Source organism: Pseudomonas azerbaijanorientalis (assembly GCF_019139795.1).
Lineage (GTDB): Bacteria > Pseudomonadota > Gammaproteobacteria > Pseudomonadales > Pseudomonadaceae > Aquipseudomonas > Aquipseudomonas laurylsulfatiphila.
Genome location: NZ_CP077078.1, coordinates 3,206,159 through 3,232,379, shown reverse-complemented (window position 1 = coordinate 3,232,379; position 26,221 = coordinate 3,206,159). Strand labels below are relative to the sequence as shown.

18 protein-coding genes and 4 pseudogenes are annotated in these 26,221 nt (G+C 54.8%); 12 read left to right on the top strand and 10 right to left on the bottom strand.

Annotation, left to right across the window (positions count from 1 at the left end; genetic code table 11):
* The first annotated feature begins 16 nt into the window (after positions 1–16).
* The 4 genes from KSS91_RS28235 (at position 17) to KSS91_RS14340 (ending at position 3,713) form a co-directional block, all read left to right on the top strand.
* The gene (locus KSS91_RS28235; protein ID WP_225923681.1) at positions 17–514 is read left to right on the top strand and encodes a (R)-mandelonitrile lyase; all 498 of its coding nucleotides are present in this window, start codon (positions 17–19) and stop codon (positions 512–514) included.
* Positions 515–619: 105 nt separating this feature from the next.
* A complete protein-coding gene (locus KSS91_RS28230; protein WP_225923680.1) occupies positions 620–1,252 on the top strand; it encodes a carboxymuconolactone decarboxylase family protein in 633 nt (210 codons plus the stop codon).
* Between the two features lie 761 nt (positions 1,253–2,013).
* Positions 2,014–3,552 carry a cryptochrome/photolyase family protein gene (locus KSS91_RS14345; RefSeq protein ID WP_217835135.1) on the top strand — a complete coding sequence of 513 codons (1,539 nt, stop codon included), beginning with the start codon at positions 2,014–2,016 and terminating at the stop codon, positions 3,550–3,552.
* Positions 3,549–3,713 carry a DUF2256 domain-containing protein gene (locus KSS91_RS14340; protein WP_217838411.1) on the top strand — a complete coding sequence of 55 codons (165 nt, stop codon included), beginning with the start codon at positions 3,549–3,551 and terminating at the stop codon, positions 3,711–3,713. Before KSS91_RS14345 ends, KSS91_RS14340 begins: the two co-directional genes overlap by 4 nt.
* Positions 3,714–3,725: 12 nt before the next feature.
* Here the strand turns inward: KSS91_RS14340 and KSS91_RS14335 are convergent.
* The 3 genes and pseudogenes from KSS91_RS14335 to KSS91_RS14325 form a co-directional block, all read right to left on the bottom strand.
* Positions 3,726–4,253 (bottom strand): annotated as a pseudogene (locus KSS91_RS14335) (IS21 family transposase); the annotation flags it as partial.
* A gap of 244 nt (positions 4,254–4,497) precedes the next feature.
* On the bottom strand, positions 4,498–5,634 hold the full coding sequence (locus tag KSS91_RS14330) for a nickel/cobalt efflux protein RcnA (protein ID WP_217835134.1): 1,137 nt from the start codon (positions 5,632–5,634) through the stop codon (positions 4,498–4,500).
* Positions 5,635–5,641: 7 nt separating this feature from the next.
* A complete protein-coding gene (locus tag KSS91_RS14325) occupies positions 5,642–5,935 on the bottom strand; it encodes a metal-sensing transcriptional repressor (protein ID WP_128871858.1) in 294 nt (97 codons plus the stop codon).
* 513 nt (positions 5,936–6,448) lie between these two features.
* Between KSS91_RS14325 and KSS91_RS14320 the strand changes: the two genes are divergently transcribed.
* Together KSS91_RS14320 and KSS91_RS14315 are read left to right on the top strand one after the other, a co-directional pair.
* Positions 6,449–7,186 carry a HupE/UreJ family protein gene (locus KSS91_RS14320; RefSeq protein ID WP_217835133.1) on the top strand — a complete coding sequence of 246 codons (738 nt, stop codon included), beginning with the start codon at positions 6,449–6,451 and terminating at the stop codon, positions 7,184–7,186.
* A 12-nt stretch (positions 7,187–7,198) separates the two neighbouring features.
* Complete coding sequence (locus KSS91_RS14315; RefSeq protein WP_217835132.1) at positions 7,199–7,834, top strand: transmembrane anchor protein; 636 nt, start codon at positions 7,199–7,201, stop codon at positions 7,832–7,834.
* A gap of 554 nt (positions 7,835–8,388) precedes the next feature.
* Here the strand turns inward: KSS91_RS14315 and KSS91_RS14310 are convergent.
* Positions 8,389–8,604: a hypothetical protein gene (locus KSS91_RS14310; RefSeq protein WP_217835131.1), complete on the bottom strand. Its 216-nt coding sequence runs from the start codon at positions 8,602–8,604 to the stop codon at positions 8,389–8,391.
* A gap of 413 nt (positions 8,605–9,017) precedes the next feature.
* On the opposite strand from KSS91_RS14310, the pseudogene KSS91_RS14305 reads away from it, so the two are divergent.
* From KSS91_RS14305 to KSS91_RS14290, 5 genes and pseudogenes are all read left to right on the top strand, one after another.
* Positions 9,018–9,128: pseudogene (locus KSS91_RS14305) on the top strand (NAD(P)H-binding protein); the annotation flags it as partial.
* Between the two features lie 196 nt (positions 9,129–9,324).
* On the top strand, positions 9,325–9,516 hold the full coding sequence (locus KSS91_RS28225; protein WP_225923679.1) for a hypothetical protein: 192 nt from the start codon (positions 9,325–9,327) through the stop codon (positions 9,514–9,516).
* Positions 9,517–9,768: 252 nt separating this feature from the next.
* Positions 9,769–10,056, top strand: a pseudogene (locus KSS91_RS28770) (PAS domain-containing protein); the annotation flags it as partial.
* Positions 10,057–10,398: 342 nt separating this feature from the next.
* Positions 10,399–11,340 (top strand): annotated as a pseudogene (locus tag KSS91_RS28765) (methyl-accepting chemotaxis protein); the annotation flags it as partial.
* 24 nt (positions 11,341–11,364) lie between these two features.
* Entirely contained in the window at positions 11,365–14,097 is a 2,733-nt protein-coding gene (locus KSS91_RS14290) for an EAL domain-containing protein (RefSeq protein ID WP_225923678.1), read from the top strand.
* A 144-nt stretch (positions 14,098–14,241) separates the two neighbouring features.
* Here KSS91_RS14290 and KSS91_RS14285 read toward each other — a convergent pair whose 3' ends face one another.
* From KSS91_RS14285 to KSS91_RS14275, 3 genes are all read right to left on the bottom strand, one after another.
* A complete protein-coding gene (locus tag KSS91_RS14285) occupies positions 14,242–15,282 on the bottom strand; it encodes a GGDEF domain-containing protein (protein ID WP_217835129.1) in 1,041 nt (346 codons plus the stop codon).
* 187 nt (positions 15,283–15,469) lie between these two features.
* Positions 15,470–17,035 carry a GGDEF domain-containing protein gene (locus KSS91_RS14280; protein WP_217835128.1) on the bottom strand — a complete coding sequence of 522 codons (1,566 nt, stop codon included), beginning with the start codon at positions 17,033–17,035 and terminating at the stop codon, positions 15,470–15,472.
* Between the two features lie 601 nt (positions 17,036–17,636).
* Positions 17,637–18,569, bottom strand: a complete 933-nt coding sequence (locus KSS91_RS14275; RefSeq protein WP_217835127.1) for a universal stress protein — start codon at positions 18,567–18,569, stop codon at positions 17,637–17,639.
* Positions 18,570–19,765: 1,196 nt separating this feature from the next.
* Here KSS91_RS14275 and KSS91_RS14270 point away from each other — a divergent pair.
* Complete coding sequence (locus KSS91_RS14270) at positions 19,766–20,671, top strand: patatin-like phospholipase family protein (RefSeq protein WP_225923677.1); 906 nt, start codon at positions 19,766–19,768, stop codon at positions 20,669–20,671.
* Between the two features lie 136 nt (positions 20,672–20,807).
* Here KSS91_RS14270 and KSS91_RS14265 read toward each other — a convergent pair whose 3' ends face one another.
* The 3 genes from KSS91_RS14265 to KSS91_RS14255 all read right to left on the bottom strand — a co-directional run bounded on the left by KSS91_RS14265 (position 20,808) and on the right by KSS91_RS14255 (position 26,144).
* Positions 20,808–21,173, bottom strand: coding sequence for a histone-like nucleoid-structuring protein, MvaT/MvaU family (locus tag KSS91_RS14265; RefSeq protein ID WP_217835126.1), 366 nt, complete (start codon positions 21,171–21,173; stop codon positions 20,808–20,810).
* A gap of 769 nt (positions 21,174–21,942) precedes the next feature.
* Complete coding sequence (locus KSS91_RS14260; RefSeq protein ID WP_217835125.1) at positions 21,943–25,029, bottom strand: efflux RND transporter permease subunit; 3,087 nt, start codon at positions 25,027–25,029, stop codon at positions 21,943–21,945.
* On the bottom strand, positions 25,026–26,144 hold the full coding sequence (locus KSS91_RS14255) for an efflux RND transporter periplasmic adaptor subunit (RefSeq protein ID WP_217835124.1): 1,119 nt from the start codon (positions 26,142–26,144) through the stop codon (positions 25,026–25,028). Before KSS91_RS14255 ends, KSS91_RS14260 begins: the two co-directional genes overlap by 4 nt.
* Between the last annotated feature and the right edge of the window lie 77 nt (positions 26,145–26,221).

Below are 26,221 nucleotides of genomic sequence, written 5' to 3'. Positions count from 1 at the left end.
GATACAGGAGTTTTCAATGACGCCCAAACGCTCCGCTTCAACCCTCGCTGCACTGGCGCTGTTCACTGGCACGTATTTCGGGCCAGCCGTCGCGGCCGAGCAGAACCCGACTGGTCAGCAAATCACTCGTGCGGGAGAGCAAGCCTCGATGACAGGGCCTGCTGATTATTTCACTGGCCGCGTTCGGGTTGACCCATTGACTTCCGTAACCGCCGACCTCAACACCTCAGCGGTCTACGTCACCTTTGAGCCTAGTGCTCGTTCGGCTTGGCACACGCATCCTGCCGGACAATATCTGGTCGTGACAGCGGGGGTAGGACGTACTCAGGAATGGGGAAAAGCCGTGCAGGAATTACGTCCAGGTGATGTGCTGTGGTGCCCGCCGGGGGTTAAGCACTGGCATGGCGCCGCGCCATTGACTGCCATGACGCACATGGCTATCACCGGCACGAAGAACGGCAACAACGTCAGTTGGATGGAGAAAGTGAGCGATGAACAGTACCCAGCCAAGTAAGCGCTGCCACGTCAGGTTGGGGCGCTGACCGTCGTAATCCTAACCAGTTTCGCCTGGGCCCAGGTATCCAGCGCCAATACCTCCCATAAACCGGAGCTACAAATAGTGCGTGAGCAGACTTTAACCACCAAGCAACAGGCCATTGCTCCAATTGGCGCCAGCATGGCGGTCGGCGATATGCCCCGTTTGCACGACGCGCTCAATCGTGGTCTCGATGCCGGGCTGACGATTAGCGAGAGCAAGGAAATCTTGGTTCAACTCTATGCCTATGCCGGGTTCCCGCGCAGCCTAAATGCCCTGTCACTGTTAATGAAAGTCCTGCAAGAGCGCGTCGCTCGGGGCGTTCATGATGCGCCGGGGCGCGATCCTGGCCCTGTTCCCTCGGGGCGCGCTTTGCTCGATCTAGGCACCGACAATCAAACCCGTCTGTTGGGCGTGCCGGTGTCAGGCCCGCTGTTCGACTTCGCCCCGGCCATTGATCAGTTTCTGAAGGGCCACCTGTTTGGCGATATTTTCGCACGCGACAACCTTGAGTGGGCTGATCGGGAACTGGCCACGGTAGGAGCCATCGCCGCTATGCCAGGGTTAGAGCCGCAGCTGGAGTCGCATCTGAAGATCAGCATGAATGTTGGCCTGACAGTACAGCAGCTGCACCAAGTGGCTAGCGAACTGAAGTCAGCCGGTGAACCGGATGGAGCTAAGCGTATTTTAGTGGCCTTGGAAAAAATCAGCGGCTGAACGCGGTATCGGCAGGTAGCGATTGATGAGATGACTAATTATAGCGATGGCCGTTTAACTGTAAGCGTCGGGTAAACACGACTTCCTGACGCCATCGCCCTTGTAGTTTAGATCGGGCAGCTGACTTCGCCAGACGCTTACGCGGAATCGCACCAGGGGTCGAGATAGGGTGGAAGCTGCATTTAAGGTCATATACGCAGGGTGTGAAATTTAGACGCCCACAAAAAACGGGCCCTTTCAGGGCCCTTGTTGTTCAACACATTTTATTTTGCAGCACACCGTATTGAGCAAATTCCAGCGAGTAAGGTTCGCCGTCTTTTTTGGTGCAAATGTGGGTGTAATCCATTGTGTTTCTCATTGTGTCGTATAACGCGAAAAAGTCATAAGCCGATGAACAACGCTCGCAAAAAACTATACAAGATACTATGGTTGTATAACTTATCTTCGACCTTTCGATCACCATGACTCCCTCAGAACGACTCGTCACTTGGCACAAAAATTGGTGTCTATCACAGGGCACTATCACGTGCAGGTCATGCAGGGCGATGCAGCCTGAGCTCGATAGAGGGAACGATTTTCCTCACAATCCCAAATGCCCCTCAATGCTGGCCGGATATCGTCCTTGGAACGAGCTCGATGAAATCCGACTTGCCTCCCCCACCGCTCAACGCAACTGAAATACCCTATCAACGGCTACTTGACGGTTGAGAGTGTAAAGCTTTGGGTCTTTACGAGCGACCGAATCAAATGGACTCTGATTGATGAATGCGACTCAGCGTTTGTGCCTTGTCTTGGGCGACCAATTATCTTTCGACCTAGCCTCCCTGCAAGGCCTGGATATCGAGAGCGATACAGTGCTTCTGGTCGAGGTGATGGAGGAGGCCAGCCATGTACCCCATCATCCGCAAAAAATCGCCCTGATCTTCAGTGCCATGCGACATTTCGCCGAGGCTCTCCGCCGGCGTGGAGTCCGAGTGCACTACGTCACGCTGACTGATCCGAACAACAGAGGATCGGTGCCGAGCGAGTTGCATCGCTGGCAAGTACTTTTGAAGCCAAGTGAAATATACATGACAGAGTGCGGTGACTGGCGCTTGGAGCAATCGCTCAAGGAATGTGGCTTACCGATACAGTGGCATAGCGATGCTCGCTTTCTATGCACTCGTACCGAGTTCTCAAACTGGGCGAAAGGCAAAAAGCAGCTGCGCATGGAGCTATTTTACCGTGAGATGCGCCGCAAGAGCAGATTGTTACTCAATGGCGACGGCAGCCCGGTAGGAGGCGCGTGGAACTTTGATGCGGAAAACCGCAAAGCTCTACCTAAGGGGGTGAGGCCTCCATCACCCGCCTGTTTTAAGCCAGACGCAATCACCCAGGATGTTATTGCCTTGGTGGCCAAACACTTCTCCAGCCACTACGGCGCCCTCGACACGTTCGACTACCCGGTAAACCACGCCGAAGCTCAGGCTCTATGGGATTACTTCCTCGACTGGGGCTTGGCAGCCTTCGGCGACTATCAAGACGCCATGGCTAGCGATGAGCCTTTCCTGTTTCATGCCCGTATAAGCGCTGCGCTAAATATTGGACTACTCGATCTTCGTCAGCTTTGCAGCGATGTGGAGTCAGCGTACTGGTCGGGCAGCATTGCACTCAACGCTGCTGAAGGCTTTATTCGACAACTGATCGGCTGGCGAGAGTACGTCCGTGGCGTCTACTGGCTTAGGATGCCTGGCTACGCCGAAGGAAATGTGTTCGGTAACACCAGGTCGCTTCCAGAGTTTTACTGGACAGGCGAAACGCAGATGAACTGCATGCGCCAGGCAATAGGTCAAAGTCTTAAGCATGCCTACGCTCACCATATCCAAAGGCTGATGGTGACCGGTAATTTCGCCCTGCTCGCTGGTATCGCACCAAGCCAAGTATGCGAGTGGTACCTGGCGATCTACATGGATGCATTCGACTGGGTGGAGCTACCCAATACATTGGGTATGGTCATGCACGCAGATGACGGTTACCTGGGCTCCAAGCCTTACTGTGCGAGCGGCCAGTACATAAAGCGCATGTCCGACTATTGCCGTGGCTGCGCCTACAAGGTTAGCGAAAGCACCACAGATGACGCCTGCCCGTTCAACTCGCTCTATTGGCACTTCCTGATGCGTCACGGTGACCTTCTGCGTGGTAATCAACGCATGAGCATGATGTATAAAAACCTCGACCGCATGCCTGAACCCAAGCAGCAGGCGCTATGGCAACGCGGCCAATTGTTGCTCGCCCAATTAGATGAAGGTGAGTCGTTTTGAAAAAGATTGAGCTCCCAGTCAAAACCTGCCTGACTTGCGGTCTTCCCTTCACATGGAGGAAGAAATGGGCACGCTGCTGGGATGAAGTGCGCTACTGCTCGGAGCGCTGCCGGCGCAGTAAAAGCGGAACCAACATAAAGACCCTCGGAGAGTACCGGTAATACTTGGCAAGCATGAGCATCGACCAACATCTCATGACCTTGGCTGGGGTACGCAACCAACCAAAATGCGCGACTGGCGCACAGCTTTATATGGGAGACCCGGATGCGTCGGAACAGGCCGCCGATCAGCAGACCTTCTTCGCTCCAGTCGAATTGAAAGGCCTCGCCGAGTGCAAAGGTCAGCAGTACGAAGGCCCGAAACGATTTGCCTTGCTCACCGCGCCACGAGCGTATGAAGGCGGTGAGCTGGCGGTAGCCGCCGTCGTAACCCTCGGCCTTGATCTGTTCGAAGAGTGCTTTGGCGCTCCTGCGGTTGTGCTTTGCCCGAAACGAATCGGCCTTGAGCGCCTGCTCCAGCGTCTGGTGAAATGGACTGAGTATGTTGAAGGTTGCGCACCGTTGGTACGCCGGCTGAGTGGCTTCGGGTGCTCTGCCCCATTTTCGAATGGTGTTTCTCGACAGCCCGGTACGCTTAGCTATCTGATGCAGTGACAGCTTATCGCGGAAGTACATCCGCCGAATTTCTCCCATCATTTCCATGCTGATCACCCTGTGTTCTCCTGCTCGGAAAGTGAGCAAAAGCAGTTGAACACCTGGGTCAGTTTTCAGTCGGCAGAATAGCCTCTACTGGGTCAGTTTTCGGTCAGCGGCAACACTACCTGTTCGAGTACTGATTGAGCTGGGTGAATTCGCAATCTAGGAATATCTTCAACGCCCTATCCTTTTCAACGAATTGTTAGCGTGGCCTGCCATCGGAGCCGTGTTCGCCTTTTACTCAAATACCTTATGCGTTCAAACCGATCCAACCATGGAAACCCACGTACAGGCCTACTCCAATGATCAACACGCTGGAGAGGTACGGTGCACGACGAGCCACAGTGCCCAGCCAAGGCCACCGATTGGAGGCCTGTTTAGCACCAATAGCTGCCGCAGCACCGACAGTGACCAAAGTGAGCGCCAAGCCGATGCTGAAGCACAGAACGAGCATGCCTCCAAGCGCGACTTCTTTAACCTGAAGACATAGCAACAGAACGGTGATAGCAGCCGGACAAGGAATCAGACCGCCAGTCAGGCCGAACATGACAATCTGGCCTGTGGTGACGTCGCGGTTGGTGAAGCGCTTACGGATATCGTTGGCATGAGCACGTCCGTGCGCATCCTGATAGCCGTCAATCGACAATTCCAGACCTTCCAGTTCGGGGTGCGAATGCCCGTGATCATGCTCCAAGTAGTCCAAGTCATAATCATGGGAGTGCCCCGCATGCCCAAGACTCAGGCGAGCACTGAATTCATGAGGCTCCGGTATATCGACTACCGACTCCAGGAAACCTTCGCGTTTGACGAAGGAGAACGATTGGGTGCTGCCGTCTGGACGCGTAGTGATCAGGCGAACATCTGAGGCTGCCCACGCGTGCCCGGTCAATGTCTTCAGGCGCCAGTGCGGTGGCACGCCTTCTTCGAAGATCGACAGTTCAACACGACCATGACCAGTATCGATTCGATGGGTCTCATCATGATGGCCATGGTCATGCTCGCCGTGGTGGTGATCATCACCTTGCTCGAACTTGAACATCTGCTCACCGCGCCAGGTACGCCACAGCATCCACAGCGCAATTAGGATGATCAGTGCAGAAGACGCAAGCTGGAAGTACGGCTCGGTGGTTTGCGCGTCCAGGCCTTTGCCCAAGTACATGCCACCGATGGCGACCAACCAGACAACTGCGGTGTGCGACAGCGTCGCGGCCAAGCCCAACAAAACGGCCTGTTTGACAGAACCACGAATGGCTACGATGAAGGCCGCCATCATGGTTTTTGAATGGCCCGGTTCCAGGCCATGCAAGGCACCGAGCAGAATAGCGCTCGGGAAATACAGCCAGGCGTGAGCCCCGCCTTGTTGTAGCAGTTCAGCGAAGTTGGGCATGTCAGACCTAGAGGTACTTGGTGATTTGCTTGAAAGCTTCCAGCGGCGCACGCTCGCCGTTGTTCAAGGCCGAGACAGTGTCCTCCAGGCAGTGATCGATGTGATCCTGAATGAGCGTGCGCTTGGCTTGGCACACGGCTTTTTCAACCGCATGCAGCTGTTGGGCGATGTCCACGCACTGACGCCCCTCTTCAATCATGGTGATGATGCCGCGTAAATGGCCGTCCGCCCGCTTGAGACGCTTGATGATCGCCTCATGACTTTGGTGGGTATGGGGATGGTTGTGTTCGTGCTCACTCATGACTTGAGCCTCAGGCCTCAATGAATTACGCTGGCATCCTATCCCCCCCATGGGGATATGGTCAAACGCATCAAAGCCCTACAAAACGAGTTGAATCCAGAACGCTATGTTCAGCAGAACACTGACAACCACGGTGGTAATCGCGCTTGTTCTCGCCATGCTTGTGGCCTGGGCCGGGCATACCTATACGTTGTCAGTGACATCGAAACAGCCTGCTTGGGAGATTGCGCAAAACGCTCATCACTCCCATGAACAGCAAGCCGAGATGTCGTGTGCGAGCTGCTCGGATCACTATCACTCGCCGCTGACCCCTGACCATCAGCACGAAACGCCACAGCTCACCTCCACGTTGAGTTTGGCCGCGCAGCCGAAGCTCTCTATGCGGGTCGATGCGCCACGCTATTCCGTTCCCCGTCCGCCGATTTTCTTGATCGAGCGGCCACCCCGTCCTTCGTTCGCATCCTGACCATGGCCGCCCTGCGGCCTTTGATCCCTGCAACGTAGGATTGATCTATGCATTCGCACTCGATGAGCGGCGTTGACGCACTTACTGCGCCCTCGCGTCGCCTGCTACTGCTGCTGTTTTTATTTGTCGCGTCACTTTTCCTCGCAATGCCCGAGGCGATGGCTCATGCCGTCGCCGAAGGTGACAAGGGATTCATCCAGGAAAGCTCCGGCGTCATGTTGCTGCCCTTCATCTACATGGGCGCTAAGCACATGATGACGGGCTACGACCACCTGCTGTTTCTGTTCGGGGTGATCTTCTTCCTCTACCGCCTGAAAGATGTGGGGCTCTACGTCACGCTATTCGCCGTAGGCCACTCGGTCACGCTGCTGCTTGGCGTGCTGGCTGAGGTCAGCATCAGCTCTTACATCATCGACGCCATCATCGGTTTCTCGGTGGTGTACAAGGCGCTCGACAACCTGGGCGCATTCCAGCGTTGGTTCGGTTTCCAACCCAACACCAAAGTGGCCACGCTGATCTTCGGCCTGCTCCACGGTTTCGGTTTGGCGACCAAGATCCAGGAATACGAAATCTCGCCTGATGGCCTGATTCCGAACCTGATCGCCTTCAACGTCGGCGTCGAAATCGGCCAATTGCTGGCCCTCAGCGCGATTCTCATTCTGATGGGGTATTGGCGACGTACCAGCAGTTTCTGGCGGCGCGCCTATACCGCCAACGTCGCCATGATGAGTGCGGGTTTCCTCCTGATGGGTTACCAGATCACCGGCCTGTTTGTCTCCGCGTAAGGAATTCTGACCATGTTCAATACTCCGCTTCCAACTGTTAATGAATTGCCTAGCACTCGCAAACTGGTGCGTTCGACTGTCATTGCATTGCTGACTGCGGTCGGCTTACTGGTGACGGTTGTCATGCCTTCGGAGTACGCCGTTGATCCAACCGGTGTGGGCCGAGCACTGGGGCTGACCCAGATGGGCGAACTGAAGGTCATCCTTGCCCAGGAAGCTTTGGCAGATGCCGCGCCACCTCAACCAACAGCTCCAGCTCCAGCTCCAGCTCCGCAGCTTGCGCAAGTCCAACCTGTTGCTCAACCAGTGGCGGTACCTGCCCCTGCTCTGAAGACCAATCAAATGACCGTCACGCTCAAGCCAGGTGAAGGTACAGAAATCAAACTGGAAGTGCTGAAGAACAAGACTGTTAGCTATGAATGGACAGCGGTTGGGGGGCCCGTGAACTACGACACCCATGGCGAGCCATACAACGGTGAAAAGGGTTACTTCCACAGCTACAACAAGGGCAAGCAGGTCAAAAGTGATAAAGGTGAGTTCACCGCCATTTTTGACGGCACCCACGGTTGGTTTTGGCGTAATCGCAGCAAGAACGACGTGACCATCTCACTGAAAACGACCGGCGATTACTTGAGCGTCAAACAGTAATCCGAAGCGGCGATGGCTGTTCTACTGCCGAAAATGCAGTGTTCAGCCTGAGCACAGACCATTTATTTCACCCATTTCTTGAAGAGTCTTCCCATGAAAACCCCAACCACTCTGATTCGTTCGATGCTCTTGATCTGCTTCCTTGGCCTGATGACGGCATGCGGTGGCGGCGAGAAAGGAGAATCCTCCGAGAACGCTGAGCACGGACACTCACACGAGTAACACCCTGAATAGAACAAGGCCGCATTTGCGGCCTTGTTTGCTTATGCACGAAAATGAATGACTGCTTTGGGGTGGTGGACTCCACCGGTCTCCAACATGACGCTTGCGGTACTGATGACGTCGGAGTGATCTGGTCGCCCCTTCACCGTGGATGATGCGAGTCGAGTAGGCGAATCGTGGTTCAATTGAGGTCTCAAGTGCTTCAAGTAGAGCTGAAGCCACCGACAGCTTGAAGCGTTACCACCCAGTACTACCTAGATTGAGATAAAGCTGGTCATCGCGCCACCTAATGCGTGGCTTAGACGAACGAGCTTAAAAGTAGTGGGCGCGGGTCACGCGAGCTTGATGGCTCCACCTTGGATTTCGTCCCGCGCCATTCGCAAGTCATTGGCGTCTTGGTGGAGCCTATGAATCAGGTTGAGCAATCGTTGGCGCAACACCTCATCTTGGAGCTGCTCAGCAGCAGGCATCACATCAAGCGCCGCTACCTCATTGTTGGTGGCAACGGCGTCGAGTTGTTTGCGCATGCTTCTTGATGGCCGATTCATCTCCAACCCTCCTAGGTTTCGGTGACGCAAATCATATGCCCGGAATGTTTCGTCAGTGTTTCAGTTGCACGAACTGGTTTTAAATCACCGGCTCAGGCTGGTTTGACGCTTGCTAGAGGGGTGACCCCCTGAGGGGTCGATTGCGCTTCAACCCATCCGTGATGAAGCTAGGTTGAGGGAAGAAAATGGTGGATTAGTCTCAGTACTTGGTCGCTCCCCGACCTCTGCAGCATCAATATCGTGGTCTACCCCCTATTGTTCAATTCTGGCGCTCCTCGAGCCGGTGAAGACCCTGTGTTGCCACTTACGACATGGCCTGATTCCAGCGCTTGACTCTGTCCCTAAGGACAACCCGCACCCTGCCTTATCTGTTTCAGATTCAGCGGATAAGGTATTCCATGAACACGCTATCAATGGTCACCGGTGCCAATGGGCATTTGGGCAACACCTTGGTTCGGGCACTGCTAGCCCGAGGGCAACAAGTACGCGCCGGCGTCCGTGACCCGGCCCGAAGCGCTGCCTTGATACGGATGAACTGACGCTGACCTTCGGCATGGTGTCCAGAAGTGACACCGAAATCGCCTTGCTGACGCGCTCCATGTCGGAAATCTTCGTGGAACTGGCCGCAACTATTGAGGCGCCCCCTCAGCATGTGCAAGAGGGCGTGCAAACCCCGCACCTGTGGCGCCCAAGAATCCCAACTCATGGGACGATCCGCTGGTGCGTATCCATTCGAGCATGCAACGGCCTGCCGATGCGTATGCAGCGGTGCACTATCGTGACTATTGGTTCTGGATCGATGACCGCGATATGAAATCCAAAACGGAGTTTTTGTTCATTCTTGTGCTGTTCTCGCTTGCCGAAACGGGCGTGGCACCGCAGGCGCCTGTGATTACTGTACCAGCGAATTGAATTGGTATTAATTTGTCTACCGGAGTACGGCTAGATTAAAAGAGCTACATCGAACTGACCATCAAGCTACCTAGCTCAGGTTTTTCCATGTTCGAGAACTTGGAGGTAGTACTAATAATGTCAACCATTGCCCTTGGCACAGGAATCAGCAAGGTGACTGGGCTGGACACTGCAATCATTAACCATAAGAAAACTACGGCAATAGCAACAATGATGGCATAATGGTCATATTGCATACTTTTTTTGTAGGAATTGACCTTGCGCACCACACAACCGATTACGACTGTCGAGCAAATTTTTCCCGCTCAGCAGCGTTTAATCTCAGCTACTGATGCCAGCGGTAACATCACCTACTGCAATGATGAGTTCACGAAAATAAGCGGCTACTCCCGTGAGGAGCTGGTCGGAAGCCCACACAATTTAGTTCGCCATCCCGACATGCCAACTGCTGTTTTTGGGATGATGTGGAGCTATCTAAAGGCCGGCAAAAGCTGGATGGGAATAGTAAAAAATCGCTGCAAGAATGGCGACTATTACTGGGTCAATGCGTACGTCACTCCCATTCTCGAAAATGGCCATCTGGTAGGCTTCGAGTCCGTCAGGGTCAAGCCGACTCGCGAGCAGATTGAGCGTGCACAAACACTGTATGAGCGGTTGCGGGCTGGCAAACAAGCCGTTTCGAAAAGGCGCTACTGTGCCGCTTTTATTGGCAGGCTGGCCTTGCCCGCAATTGCAGCGCTGATCGCTATCGGTGTGGTCAACACGCTGCCGAACCTGCCGGCCCAAACGATAATCGCCATCCTCTTCCTAGCCATGGGATGGTGGTCATATACGCGAGAGGAAAATCAACTCAATCGAATAATCAAAGGCGCTCCTGATGCTTTTAGTGATTCGATTAGCGCCCTTACCTACAGCGACATATACGGCCCTTCGGCGCAGCTGGAAATGATATTGATCAGTGAGGATGCGCGACTTAAAACCGCCCTCACCCGGCTCAGCGATCTGGCTAGCCAAGTGGCTGAAGCTGCTGCCGATTCCTCCTTGCTCTCTAACCAAACTGAACATGCGTTGTTGGAGCAGCGAGCCGAAACGGACATGACCGCAGCCGCGATGACTGAAATGGCTGCTTCAATCAGTGAGGTGGCGGGACATGTTCAACAAACCGCCACTGAGGCTCAAACAGCGAATGAACTGGCCGAACAAGGCGACAAAGTCGCCGGTACCACGAGAGAGGCGATTCAGCTGCTGGCTAACACGGTAATTAACATCAGCACAGCAGTGGACAACCTCGCCAATGAAACGCAGCAAATTATGACGGCTGCCGGGGTGATCCAATCTATTGCGGATCAAACCAACTTGCTGGCCCTCAATGCGGCAATTGAAGCGGCCAGGGCTGGTGAACAGGGTCGAGGTTTTGCTGTGGTCGCTGATGAGGTTCGCGCTTTGGCCAGTAAAACCCGTGTGTCTACCCAACAAATTCAGAGTGTTATTGAAACCCTTAAAAAAGGTGCCGATGAGGCGGTGAGCATTGCCAGACTTGGTATCCGCGAGGCAGATCAAGGCGTGCAACAGGTCATAGAGGCGCAGGGTGCCCTTCAAGGTATACGCGAGGCGGTCGAACGCATCAGTGGCATGAGTCAGCAAATGGCCGCCGCTTCAGAAGAACAGGCGCATGTCGCCGAAGATATAGCTCGGCAGATCAACAACGTCGCAGGAACTGTTGATAGAACAGCTAAAAATGCTAACGCAGCGGTCGCTCGTGGCAGTGAGCTTGAAACTACATCCCGTGGTTTACGGGCTCTGGTTGAACGCTTCAACAGGTAACCAGACCTAAGGGAGAGGGTCGTCTTGATTATCAGCCTAATTAATGGAGCGGCATTGCTTTTGGCCTTGTGCTGGCTGCACGCATTCATTACGCGCCGCTGGGACAGGGACAGCATAGCCATACAGTTGGTGTTGGGCCTGCTATTCGGGGCTATTTGCGTGATTGGCATGCTAAATCCCATCTCGCCAGAGCCCGGAATATTCTTCGATGGCCGCAGCGTAGTTCTGAGCATGGCCGCACTATTTAACGGGCCACTCGTAGCCGGCGTTGCCGGCCTGATCGCGGGTATTTACCGAATATGGATGGGTGGCAGTGGTATGGCGTTTGGTCTAGCGGAGATCTGCCTATCCATACTGTTTGGCCTGTTGTACCGCCATGGTTCCTTAAGCGGTAAGCTCGCTATCGGCCCTTGGCAGCTTTGGTTTTTAGGCCTGTTAATGCAGGTTTTGGATATGCTGTTGTTGCCCGCAGCACAAGCAGCATCCAGCTTGGAACAGACAGCTGTTCCCTTGCTGCTGGTCATGCCAGTTGCGACAGTTGTACTGGGTTTGATGCTCAAAGAGATCGAGCAACGCCAACGAACCGAGCTCGCCCTGCAACTCAGAGAGTCGCGCCTACGCGCAATCACCGAGGCGATCCCTGACACCCTCTTGGTGCTGGATGAAGATGGACTCTACCTTGAGGTGACCCCTTCCAAGAAAGAGGCGCACAACGATGTCCTGACCGCACGTATTGGCCAAAGCGTGCACGATGTATTGCCACAAAGCGAAGCCGAGCGTTTTATGGAGTTCATACGGCAGACCCTGGCCAGCGATCATCCGCAGCTCATTGAATACACTCGGCAAAATGCAGACGGAATTAAGGTGCTTGAGGGGCATGCCCAGCGCCTTGATATTCAACTCAATGGCAAGCAGGCAGTGGTGGTACTCGCCCGCGATATAACCCAGCGGGTCGATGACGAACATGAATTGCGGATCGCAGCCGCCGCGTTCGAAACGCAGCAGGGCATGATTATCACCGACGAATTTAACCGCATCCTGCGGGTCAATCAGGCCTTCAGCACCATAACCGGTTACAGCCGCGAGGAAGCTGTTGGGCAGAGAACCAGCCTGCTCAGCTCTGGACGTCAGAGCTTGGCGTTTTATCAGAGCATGTGGCAACAGCTCAGGGCGGTAGATCGCTGGCAAGGCGAAATCTGGAATCGGCGTAAAAACGGAGAAATTTTCCCCGAATGGCTGTCAATCAGCGCAGTGCGAAATACCCAGGGCCAGGTTATCAATTACGTTGCATCAATTGACGATACCTCCGAGCGTAAGGCGGCCGAGGAGCGTATCCAACGCCTTGCCTTTTTTGATGGGCTAACCAATCTGCCCAATCGGAGCCTACTCCTTGATCGCTTGCAGCACGCATTGGATGGCTGTGTGCGTAATGGCGAGTGTGCCGCGCTGATGTTTCTCGACCTCGATGGGTTTAAGAACATTAACGATCTGCATGGGCATCATATTGGTGACAAGGTCTTGTGCCTGGCCGCTGCACGACTCAATGGCGCAGTACGGGTGAGTGACACTGTGGCACGCCTTGGCGGCGATGAGTTCGTAGTGCTGCTTGAGCATCTCAACAAGCAACCAGAACAGGCTGCCATGCAGGTCGAGCACGTAACCACATTACTGCTAACGACACTGGCCGCACCTTACCAAGTTGACGAGCTAGAACTGCGCAGCAGTGCGAGTATCGGTGTAACACTGTTCAACGATGGGTCTTGCTCAATAGATGAACTAATGCAGCGCGCTGACCTGTCGATGTACGAGGCCAAAGCTGCGGGTAAGCATACGGTGCGGTTCTTCGATCCGCGTATGCAGGAGGCTGTTAGCGAGCGCCTAAATCTGGAGCAGGACATCCGGCGGGGACTATTGTCCGAAGAGTTCATCCCCTACCTGCAACCGCAGCTAGATGACACAGGTCGTCTGGTTGGCGCGGAAGTATTGGCACGCTGGCAACACCCTAAACGCGGCCTGCTTAGTCCAGCTGCCTTTGTTGAGGTGGCTGAGCACGCCGGCTTGATTGAGACGCTGGATTTGCAAATGCTGCAGAAGGCTTGCCATCAGCTAGCGATGTGGCGCCGCCAGTCGGCCACCGCATCGCTTAGTTTATCCGTCAACCTAAGTGCACGGCTTCTCTATCAGACAAACTTTGTCGAGCGCGTGCTCCAGATTTTGGGGCAAAGTGGCGCAGATCCGCACAGACTGAAACTTGAGCTTACCGAAACGCTACTCCTTGACGACTTGCCAGGTGCCGTTATTCGGATATGTGAACTCAAGGCCTATGGAATTCGTTTCTCAATCGACGACTTTGGTACTGGTTACTCGTCGCTGGCCTACTTGCAGCAACTATCGCTAGATCAATTGAAGATCGACCAGTCTTTTGTTCGCGAGCTGCCGGGTGATTCAAACAGTCTTGCAATTGTCCGAGCCATCTGTGCCTTGGCCAGTAGTCTGCAGCTTGAGGTTATTGCCGAAGGGGTGGAGAGTCATGAGCAATACGTCGCTCTGCAGGAGCTCGGCTGCCGGAGCTTCCAGGGCTACTTGTTTGGCCGGCCAATGCCACTGATCGAGTTCGAGCGCCTACTACCGACGACTACTGTAAAAGTCGAGAGTGAGGGCTCTATGTTGTTCGCCACGCCAAGTGCAATGGGCGAAACCGAGCACATCGTCAACACACCTATTACAAATAGGTGTCAGAACATATTCGCAGATTAAGACTGCCTCTATTGCTCCCCCCTGCCCGAGCGGTGAGCGATGCGTCATTTGCTCTGGCAAAGCCCCTTGCTCGCCCCGGCCCTCCCCTCTTAATCGAAGCCCATTTCTTTGGCGAGCGATCAATGTTCTGTAGGATTGGTCGATTTACCGATGTACTTGATTGCGACCACTACGCTTGGCTTGGTAGAGCGCATCATCAGCACGAGTCAGAATCGTTTCCAGGTTGTCGCCAGCTTCGAAAAGTGCGATACCGAAAGATGCCGTAATCGTGTCGAGCATCCTGTCGCTGCTACGAACTCTTATCCGCAACGACTGGATTTTCACGCGCAGTTGCTCAGCGAACGCATGGACACTTTCGAGATCGGCGCAACCCTTCAAGATCACACAAAACTCTTCGCCGCCATAGCGGGCCGCCGTGGCGTGCGGTGGTAGCAAGTTACGCAGCACCTGACCAACGTGTTGCAGCACGCGATCACCTAACGGGTGACCGTACTGATCATTAAATTGCTTGAAGTGATCGATATCCAACATGACCAGCGCCACACCATCGGGGGCGTTGTTTAGTGCTTGCTCCAGCAAGCGATTGAACGTGGCACGGTTGAATACTTGGGTCAGGCCATCCAGCATTGCTGCCAGGCTGGCCTCCTCCAGTTTGTCACGCAAGGTTTTAATCTCATTTTGCGCGGCGCGCAGCTGGTAGAGAAAAAGTGCTTGCTGATCCTGCATCACCTGAGCGCTCTGCTGTAGCTCATTGAGGATAGTCGGGAGACTATTGTCATCCGGCGCCTCAAGCATTTCCATGTAGTGTCCAAGGCTGACCTGAAAATTGAGATTGCCTTTCACGCTACGCGAAACGTCGTGTTCCATACCATCTATCAATTTGATGGCTTGCTGCTGTCCGATGCGGGCGTCCTCCAGCTCATCACGGATGATGTACTCGCGAAAAAGCTTTGCAGCGGACTCCGGAGGAAAACAGTCGAAGTCTTCGACTAGCCTATCCAGATGGCGATTGAGTTCCGGTTCTTGGCCTTTGCTGTAGGTGTACCAGAGGGCGTACTGCACAGGGTTGGCTGGAATGTTGTGACGCACCATCAGCGGTACCGCTTGCTTCAGCAGTGTCGCTGCTTCGAGGGCGTCCTCTGGGTACAGCGCCAAGGCAGTCGCACGCATCTCTGATGGGTTCATATATTCACTGTCGTTATCGATTATTGTTGGCGAATGTACAACAAGAGACGTATGGCCACACTGCATAGCAATTAGCCATCACCACGATAGCCCCCCGCACATGAACTTGTCGCAGAGCTAGTTTAACCATAGCCTAATATGCGACCGGTTGAATCCACAGTCGAATGCGCCTGCTCGGAGTCAGCACTCAAACGCAGGCTTGAACCCGTTTTGCGTTTTGCTGACGACGGCTCTGCTTGTTTGCATACATAGAAGCATCGGCACAAGCAAGTAGCTCCCCAAGAGGCTTAAGCTCCTTTGGCGAACACCCAACAGCGCCGATGCTTAACCCAATGGGATAACGACAGCGTTCACTACCATTGAATTCATCGACCAGTGCTTGCACACGAGCAGAGAGGGCATCCGACGGCTCCCCCGCGTCGACAGCCAGAACAACGAACTCATCACCTCCGATCCGAGCCACAACATCGCTTTGCCTAAACGCGGCTGTGAGTACCTGCGCGGCAGCGATGATCGCCAAGTCGCCAGCCTCGTGGCCGTGAACATCATTAAGTTTTTTCAGACCGTCGAGATCAATAAAAAACAGCAAGCAGAATTGATCATTGCGACGAGCTGAGCGCATTAGCTGGTCAGCCAAAAGAAAAAAACTGCGGCGATTATGCAAGCCAGTCAGCTCATCCGTCAGCGACAGTCGGCGCACCTCATCTTCGACCTTTTGTCGCTGCGATATTTCCCCCATCAGCGTTCTGTTCACCGTTTCTAGCTCACTGGTTCGCTCAACCACCCGCAATTCAAGTGCCGCATTCAGGGTTGCCAGTTCCGCCTCGGCATTCCCTCTCGACCTATCGACTTGCTGGAGATGCCTCGCAGTTCTCAGTATTACCGCAACAAGCGTGGCGATGCTCAAAGTCGCCATCCACGCTAAGCTGAACCGATCGTCGTAGTAGCCCAGCTTTTCTCCGGCTAGTAGCGCGCCGCCGATGCTGAGAATTACCACTGGGATACTAGCCAGTAAGCTTCTCGCTACCTCGCCACCCGCAGTATCGCTTGTCAGCAACTCGACGAATTCCGAGCGCTGTTGGATAGCCAGCAGTCCGGTATTGAACAGGATCAGCGCAATAGCCGTATGGATGGCCATAGAGCTGTACAGGCCGACCGAGTAGAGAGCGCTGGCGTCGAACAAATAACCAGCAAGAGCTATCAGGCTTATAAATAGTGTTGAAGACGCAAAATATTGCGGCAGTGACGGCCTGCCCTCAAACATCAGGCCGAAGCCAGAAAGCAGAAGGCACAGGGCCGTAGCGGGAGCCATTCGCCCTGGAAAAGTAACGGGTTGGCTGCGTTGAAGCTCGAAAGGAAGTAGCAAATCAAGCGCTAGATCAACCGACAAGACATATTCAATGAGGGTCAAACCACCAACCAGTATCGCCAATACTGCGCAAAACCGCCTGATCAAGCTTCCGGCCAAGGAAGCTTTGAACGTAGCGCACCACAGTCCAATTCCGAGGGCAATGAACATACTGGCGGTATTGACCATCATTGCAGTCCAGCCAGGAAGCACTGTTCTTAGCATGGGCACATCAAGCAGCCAGCCCGCCAGCACACATATACCGACTACCGTCACAGTGAAGGCGGCCAATCGGGCATAGATTATGAACTGACGCAGCCTTTTTACCTGGCTGACTTCGTGCTCTAGCCTCATCGTCGTCTCCGTTAATGCACCACCAAACGCCATCATTATGATGGCACACATTGAATCCCGCCAATGAAATGCGGCCTCTGCACTGCGTCAGGTGCGTGCTGGCAACAATTTCGATCTGTCTATCGGTGAAATGAGCATTAAGCTTCACGATGCATAGCTTATGGTGACTGTTAGTCAGACAGCGTTTTCTCCCTGAATACTGGTTTTTCAGGGGTACATCGCGAATGGCCGGTTTCTGCCGCTGGTGAAGGGCAGCAGCCGACCGATTCTTTTGAAAAAGTCGGTCTGCCCAAACTGCCTGATCATTGACTGGTGAAAACGCCTTTTTTTGCACGCTGTTACGTGAAATCCGAGTCCGGAAGCCTCTGCCAAAAATAAAGACATCAATCTCGGACGCGTACTTTTCTGATGCGCAAACCATGGCCGACTTTTTCAACAGAATCGACCCAAGGCCGATGATCACAAGCGCCAACTAAACACGTGGCAATCCATCCTGTTGTCATGTTTGCTAGCTGATTCCGGTGCGAGCTGGCCCCCAGTCTTCTTGGCGCTGACTATCAGGACGGCAGGTCTTGCTCACTGAGTGAATCTGCATGGTTGATCTGAGGTGCTATGCCAAGGCAGTTGGTTGGCCGGTGCAGTTGACTAACTCCTAAGTATGTGGCCGATGATTATGGTGGTTATATGGCCAAGAGGATGCCGCAGTATCTGCCGATGTACTAGGTGATGGGGCGGCCAGTTCCTCCAGGTGGGTAATAATGTCGTCCGGTTTGAGCACCAGTACGTCACTGTCCAAGGTGTCCAGAATCATCTCGGCGGTATTGCCAATCAATGCGCCGGACAGTCCGGTACGGGCCACGCTACCGATCACCGTGAGCACGGCTTCGAGCTTGTGCGCGATGTACGGGATCAGCACATCGGCCGAACCTTCCTCGATATGCAGGCGTTCGTCGCTGACGTCGAATTCGGCCTGGAATGTCTTGCACAGTTCGCGATAGAGAGCCTGAATACTCTCCTTGAGTTGGAGTACGGGGTCGGCCGCCGACAGCATGGGATAGGGGTGGGCGCTCATCATGTGCAGAGTGCCGCCAGCCAGTGCGGCGATGTCATAGCCGTGGCTGACGATGCCGGAATGCAGGACGCGATGCTCCATATCACTGCTGCCAGCATCGATGGCCGCGAGAATGGTGCCACCGGCCCAGGGTCTTGCGGTTTTTACTATAAGCACCGGGCAGGGGCAGTATCGCAGTAGCTTCCAGTCCTCGGGGGTGAGAAGGGACTTCATCAGCGGGGTGTCTGGCAGGTGCTGCTTGATAACTAGGCCACAGCCCTCCTCCCGTTGGGCGGCGATGATGGTCTTGTGTGAACTCCCATGCCAGCCCTGCTGGGCGCTGACGCTATAACCCTCCTTTACCAAGCCGTCTTGCATGTCGCTCAGGTAGGAGGAATGGTGGTGTCCCTTGTCGCAAGCCAGCAGATGCAGGTGCGACTGGGTGGCGCTGGCAATCATTTTGGCTCTGTTTAGGATCAGTTCCTTTGACTGCTTCGAATCCACCACCACCAAGGTGTTGCGAATGGTGTGCATGAGTGTCTTCCTGTGCGTGAGTACAGTTTTTGTGTGGGGAGGCGCTCTTGGCCTATGCCCCTTCGGCGGGTTGTACGCGTTACTGGCCAACCCTTGCCCGCCCGTCAACCGGAAGCTCACTTACCGACATCATGCACGCGACAGCTAAAATCGAATTCTGCCAGCTCAGTCCGATTGTTAACGCTTGAATCGAGCTGGCTTTAATTACCGGTACGGGTGCTGATCGCTCATGCAACTGCGCAAGCTGACTCCACAGCGCTGGCAGGTTTGCCCCATTGCATCTATATTGAGTTGTAACGCGGCCGGTACACTTGGCGCCGGATGAACTGCGTTACTTCTTGCTGGTTGCGCTGCTGGCAAAGAAAGCGCGTGAGCGTCTGCCGCTTTCAATGCCGTACTAGCCTGCGCCTATCCGCCTGCGCTAATTACTACGCTTAGGTGGATACCCCCGACCTTGGTGGAATAAATCGAGTCGCTCTCTTGCGGGCGTTTTCTCCGCGCTCAATTCAATGGCTAAGTATGGTGGCTATTCGGCTTAAAGCTTAAGTAATTGGTCGACTGTGTTAGTTGATTTTCACCTAAGGAAACTCTGAGCAAGCCCCATTCGATCTGATGAAAAGCACCGTTTTCGCTGGCCGAGACGCCTGAAGCAGATTACCTTTTTCGATGCCGAGTACGCCGAAAAACGCAAGAAAACTCGTCGCGAGCGCATCCTGATTGTGATGGCTCAGGTGGTGCCATGGACTAGGCTGGTTGCTTTGTTCAAGCCCCCCATTATCCGAAGAGACAACGCAGTCGTCCGGTGTAACCGCAATTTGAACTTGCCTGAACGTCAGCTTTTGGCTAATTCTGTTGAAAAAGTCGGCCATGGTTTGCGCATCAGAAAAGTACGCGTCCGAGATTGAAGTCTTTACTTTTGGCAGAGGCTTCCGGACTCGAATCTCACGTAGCAGCGTGCAAAAAAGGCGTTTTCACCAGTCAATGATCAGGCAGTTTGGGCAGACCGACTTTTTCAACAGAATCGGCTGATTACTACCTGTTGCGAAGGGCAGCAAAGCCCATAACTGCAATTCATTTCTGTATGCGCCTCTGTGAACACTATTACTTGTTGGCGCTGATTGAAAGTTGACCCAGCCGGCTGATTTTGACTGCCCCCCATATCCACCCTCTGAAATCCCGCGCTAGCCATTGAAGGGGTGAGCGCAACCAGTGCCGGCGCGATGAATGCCACCGTGCTGGCCTACGGTATGCTGCAAGGTGGCGAGGCCGGGGCGCGCCAGGCGCTGCACGATTTCTGGTACGCCGTGGCGCAGTCCGCCGAGCGTCATAACCCGTTGCGCTGGATGCCATGGTTGAAAGGGACACACAGCTTCGGTCTGGACTATTCACCCATGTATACGTTCGCGGACATGGCGCTTCGAATATTTTCGCCGTACCAGTTCAATAGCCGCAACTTGAGCCCCTTGCGGGACGTGCTGGATAAGCAGGTAGATTTCGCAGCCTTACGAAGCCAATGCCCGTTCCACCTCTATCTATGCGCGACCAATGTGGAGACGGGGAAAATACGCATTTTCACGGGCGAGGACGTCTGCGCCGAGGCAGTGCTTGCTTCGGCCTGTGTGCCGACCTTGTTCCAGGCGATCACAATCGATGGGCAGCACTACTGGGATGGCGGTTACATGGGCAACCCGGCCATTTTCCCGTTGATCTACCACTGCCATACGCGCGACGTGGTGATTGTCCACATCAACCCACTCGTCCGCCCGGGAGTGCCCATTACAGCCGCCGACATCCTCAATCGCATCAGTGAAATCAGCTTCAATTCGTCGCTGATCCGCGAGCTTCGCACGATCGCCTTTGTCACCGACCTCATCCAGCAAGATAAGGTCGATCGCAAGGAGATGAAGGAGATGCTGATCCACTCCATTAAATCAGATGCGACGATGTGCGCACTCAGCGTGTCCAGCAAGTACAACGCGGACTGGGACTTCCTTTGCGGGCTGCGCGACAACGGACGCCGCGAGGCCGAGACGTGGCTCACGGAGAACTACCGGAATATTGGTGAGCGGTCGAGTATCGACATCCGTAAGGAGTTTCTTTGAACGCCATAGTGATGGGCTGAATGGTTTTTTCAACACAAAAACAAACGCCCCGAATAAGTCGGGGCGCTGTTGGCAGCGTAACTAGTGTGTTTTCACACAATCTGTCGAAGGGCCACTTCTTGTACTCAAACCAAACTCACTTGGTCAGCCAGGACTCAACGGTCGCGGAGCCGTGCTCAGCTTTCCATTCCTTCAGCGTTTTGTGATTCCCGCCTTTGGTTTCGACTACTTCGCCGGTATTCGGATTTTTGTAGATCTTCACCTGACGTGGCTTACGGCTGCCGGATTTGGATTCGGCTGCTGGAGCGCGACGACCAGTCTTCGGATCAAGCAGGTTGATCACGTTCGGCAGGCTGTAGCCGTACTCGGCAAGCAGAGCGCGCAGCTTGGTTTCAAATTCGATTTCTTTCTTGAGGCCAGCGTCGCCTTTCAGGGCTTCGAGAGCCTGGAGCTGTTCGGCAAGGTGTTTTTCGAGCTGGCGGAATTCGGCGAGTTTGGACATGTTAGTTCTCCATGTAGTTAGTCTCCTAACGATACACCATAAATTAAAAATTTAAATTAGAAGTTGCCGCCATATTTGGCCTTCCACCGATAATTTGAATGATGCAGGTGGTAAATGGTCATCATTTAGGGGAGCGAGAAGACGACAAGCAAAGGAGAGATACATGAGCCTTGCAATGACTATCTTCAGCATGGTTGCCGCTTGGATGGCGGTAGCCATCGCTATGTTGTGGGGAATGTTGTGAATCGCACAGCGGCACCAACCGTTGGTTCAGAAAATGGTCGTGTCTGATGTGAATGTGCAGAGGCACCATCCACCGCCTCCTTCCTTGTCGTTCAAACCATCGCCAATCTGAATTCCTACCGACCAGTCCACGAGAAGGCACCTGAAGAGTTTCAACAATGAAACCCACGATGCCTGATGGTCGTTACTTTGTAGTCAAAGGGTAGCTGTGGCGTTGCACCAACCCCTCGCTGAATGTAGATTCGCGGCAGCGTCTCTTCGATGTACTCATGGCCGCGCGTCGTGAGGTAGAGGCAGCGAAAGCCTCTAACGATCTTGGGCGGCTGAAGTTGGCCAGGGCGAACGTCCAAAGAGCGGAGTGGCGCTCAGGGAGCGAGGCCCGTTGTAGTGGAGCGACGGCAGCACAGATTTGAACCGGTTTCAGGTACCCATCAGCAAGACCTCGAAGAGATCGCGCCGATACCATAGGAGTTTCGTTATAGGGTCAAAGTCAGTGCGGCGGGATCGTCCCGCCGCACCTTCCGGTTTATGCGGGCTGCGCTATAAGGGCGCGGCTACTGACAGGCTTGATCCTGAACCAAATGGAATACATAGCCGGCAGGAACACCAGAGTCAGTACCGTACCCGCCAACGTTCCTCCGATCAGCGTGTAGGCAAGCGTTCCCCAGAACACCGAATGAGTCAGCGGGATAAAGGCCAGAATCGCCGCCAGTGCGGTCAGGATCACCGGCCGGGCACGCTGTACGGTCGCCTCGACCACTGCATGAAACGGAGCAAGTCCCGCCCGCTCGTTGTGATGAATCTGCCCAATTAAAATCAGCGTATTGCGCATGAGGATGCCAGACAGCGCAATAAGGCCAACCAATGCGTTAATGCCGAATGGCTGCTGAAACAGAATCAGCATCGGTACTACACCGATCAGCCCTAACGGACTGGTCAAGAAGACCATGACCATGGCAGATATCGAGCGAACCTGCAGAACGAGAATTATCAGGGTGATTGCCAGCATAATTGGAAAAAGCGGCAACATCGCTACCGTCGCTTTACCGGACTCCTCGATCGAACCCGCTTGGTCGATGCGATAGCCCTTCGGCAGTTTCTCAATGACAGGCTCTAACTGTTCGGAAATCCTCGTTGATACGTCTGGCGGCTGCAGGCCTTCGGCGATATCGCCACGCACAGTGATCGTTGGCACCCGGTCGCGCCGGCGCATGACCGGCTCTTCCATGCGGACATCAACCTCGCCGAGTTGCGACAGCGGGATGCGTTGCCCGTTTGCACCAGCCAGCGTGAAGTTCATGACCATTGCCGGATCGAAGCGATTGCCTCCTGCCGAGCGGGCCACCACTTGCACCGTGCGGATGTCCTCTCGCACGGCGGTCACCGGCACGCCGCTCAACAGGAATTGCAATTGTTGCCCTACCGCGCTGGAGGTGAGTCCAAAGGCTTGCAAGCGATCCTGCTGCAAGGTGAAGTGCAGAGCAGGTGCGCGCGCCCCCCAGTCGCTATTGACTGTGCGCATCATCGGACTGGCAACCATGACTTGCTGCACCTCAGCGGCAATCTCACGCAACTTAGCCGGATCTGGCCCAGTAATCCGGTATGCAACCGGGAATGGCGAATATGGGCCGAACACAAGTTGCGTGACTCGCACCCGTGCCTGTGGAGCCAAGCCCTCGGAAATCGCCTCCCGCAACCGATGCTTCAACGCCTCGCGCTCTTGCTCGTTGTCCGTACGAATCACGATCTTGGCGAATGACGGATCAGGTAGCTCCGGCCCCATCGCCATGTAAAAACGTGGAGCGCCCTGACCGATGTACGCTGTAACGATCCGGGCTTCTTTCTGCTCTGCCAGCCAGGCTTCCACTTCTGCAATGGCGGCGCTGGTTTGGGTGATTGATGTGCCGTAAGGCATCTGAACTTCCAAGAGCACTTCAGGGCGGTCGGAGACTGGGAAAAACTGCTTCTTGACCAATCCCATTCCGAGTATGGCCGCCACGAAAAGACTTACTACAGCACTCGCGACCAGCCACTTATGCTCTATGACCCTTTGCAGTAACAGGCGAAAGCGGTTGTATCGCGGCGTAGCGTACATCGCGTCATGAGCACCTGCGACCTGTTTGATATCGGGTAGCAGCTTAACCCCAATGTAGGGTGTAAACACCACGGCCACTAGCCACGAGGCTATCAAAGCGACACCAACGATCCAAAACATATTGCTGGTGTATTCGCCTGCCGTAGAGCGAGCGAAACCATTGGGCGTAAAACCGACAGCAGTAACCAGCGTGCCTGATAACATCGGAGCGGCAGTATGGCTCCAGGCGTAAGCAGAAGCGGCGATGCGGCTGTAGCCCTCCCCCATTTTCACAACCATCATTTCGATGGCGATGATGGCATCATCCACCAGCAGGCCCAGCGCCAAAATTAGCGAGCCCAGGGTGATACGGTCAAAGTTTTTGCCAGTCGCTGCCATCACCACGAAGACCATCGCCAAAGTCAGTGGCACGGCCGCTGCGACCACCACGCCGACGCGCCAGCCCATGCTAAGAAAGCTCACTAGCATCACTACCAATAACGCGACGAAGAACTTGATCATGAACTCATCAACCGCTGAGCTGATGTTGACTGCTTGATCCGTCACCTTGGTCAAGCTCATTCCCAGCGGCATCTCTGCGTTGATCCCCTCTACCTCGGTGTCCAGCGCCTTCCCCAGATCCAGACCGTTCCAACCATCGCGCATGACAATGCCCAGCAACAGCGCCGGCTCACCACCATTGCGGATCATGAAGGTTGCCGGGTCTTCATAGCCACGCTTGACGGTGGCGATGTCCGACAACTTCAGCGTAACGCCTTGCGCGATGATAGGGGTGTCACGGATTTTCGACATTTCATCAAACGCGCCATCCAGACGAATGAACACTTGGGGCCCTTGAGTTTCCACGGAGCCGGCCGGTGTCAGAACGTTCTGGCCGTTCAGCGCGGCGAACACTTCTTGCGGGCCTATGCCCAGCGTCGCCAAACGCTCATGCGAAAATTCGACATAAATGCGCTCGGGTTGCTCGCCGATAATATTGACCTTCTTCACCCCCGCTACATGCAGCAACCGCTGACGCAGTTTCTCCGCGTCACGTACCAGCAAACGCTGCGGCTCCCCTCTGGCCTTGAGCGCGAACAGGGCAAACGTGACATCCGAGTATTCGTCGTTAACCATTGGCCCGATCACACCGGCCGGTAGCTCCTTCGATTCGTCACTGACCTTCTTGCGCGCCTGGTAGAACTCTTCGGCCACCTGCGATGGTGGCGTGCTGTCGAGCAGCAACAGGGTCGTAAAGGCGAGGCCGGGGCGCGTGTAGGTTTCGCTGCGGTCGTACCAGCGCAGCTCCTGGAGGCGCTTTTCGATTTTTTCCGCCACCTGATCCTGCATTTCCTGCGCCGTTGCCCCGGGCCAGGCTGTGACGATAGTCATCACCTTCACCGTGAACGCCGGATCTTCCGCCCTCCCCAGCTTGAAGAATGCTACAAGCCCGGCCAGAGAGATCAGGCACACCAAGAACAGTGTGACGGAGCGCTCGCGTACCGCGAGTGCCGACAGGTTGAAGCGACGCTCACTCATCGACGAACCCCTTCGGTAGTCGCGACGTTACTTTGCCCCGTCACTCGAACTTGCTGGCCTTCCCGCAGCAGGTGGGCGCCGAGCGCGACGATTTGCTGACCTGGCTTTAACTCACCGGAGATTCGCGCGAGTTCATCATTAAGTTGTTGAACCACAACTGGCTGCCAGTGAACTTGCGTCGGCTCTCCCCTTATGAGCCATACTCCCGGGCCGTCGCCGGAGTCGTACAGAGCGCCTATTGGTACCTGCACACCTACTGCCTGGGTGGAAGAAAATTCATCTGAAATTTGCAATGTGATGGTGGTGCCCAGAGGAGCAATTGCCTGCTCGCCGTCCAGCACGTAGCGCGCTTCGAACGTTCTAGTCAGGCTGTCCGCAACATCCGATAACTGCCGCAACTTCGCAGCCACACTGGGGCCTTCTTTGCCGTAGAGCGAGGCCTGTGCAATCGAGCCGATTGTAGGTCGCAGGGTTTCCGGCAATTGGATCAGCGCTTCTCGCGGCCCAGCATGCGCTACGCGTACCACCACCTGTCCGGCATTCACCACCTGACCTGGTTCGACCAGCGTGTCCATGACGATGCCATCCGCATCCGCACGCAGTTCTGCATATTGGATGGTGTTAAAGGCCACTTGCGCCTGAGCCTGAGCAGCGCTGAGCTGAGCCCCGGAAGAATCCGCCGCAGCCTTGAATTGGTCGTAGGTCGAGGCTGATATCGCGCCCGTTCCACGCAGCACACGGTAACGTGCTTCGTCCTGAACTGTTTGTCGCGCTCGCGCTTGCGCAACTGCAACTGCCTCGCGTTGCGCATGTGCGGCCAGTTTCAAATCGACCGGGTCGATGCGCATGAGGGTTTGGCCGCGCTTCACGGTTTGCCCCGTATCAACCAGGCGTTCCAGTACTTTACCGGAGACTCGAAAGCCCAGGTCACTTTGAACACGAGCCGCTACGATGCCGGTGAAGGTGCGTGGCGTTCGTGTTGCCGCTTGAGCGATCGCTACACGCACCGACGGCGATTTGGTGCGTGGATCGTTTTGCGCTGTTTCGCCGCAAGCGACCAACGCAAGTGGAAACAGGCAAATGACAATAGGTAATACAAAGCGGCGCAGGCGCATGAGAGTCCCATACAAAAAAGGATCGGGACGCCCACCTTGTATCCAGTGACTAATTTAGTCAATAGTCACCATCACAT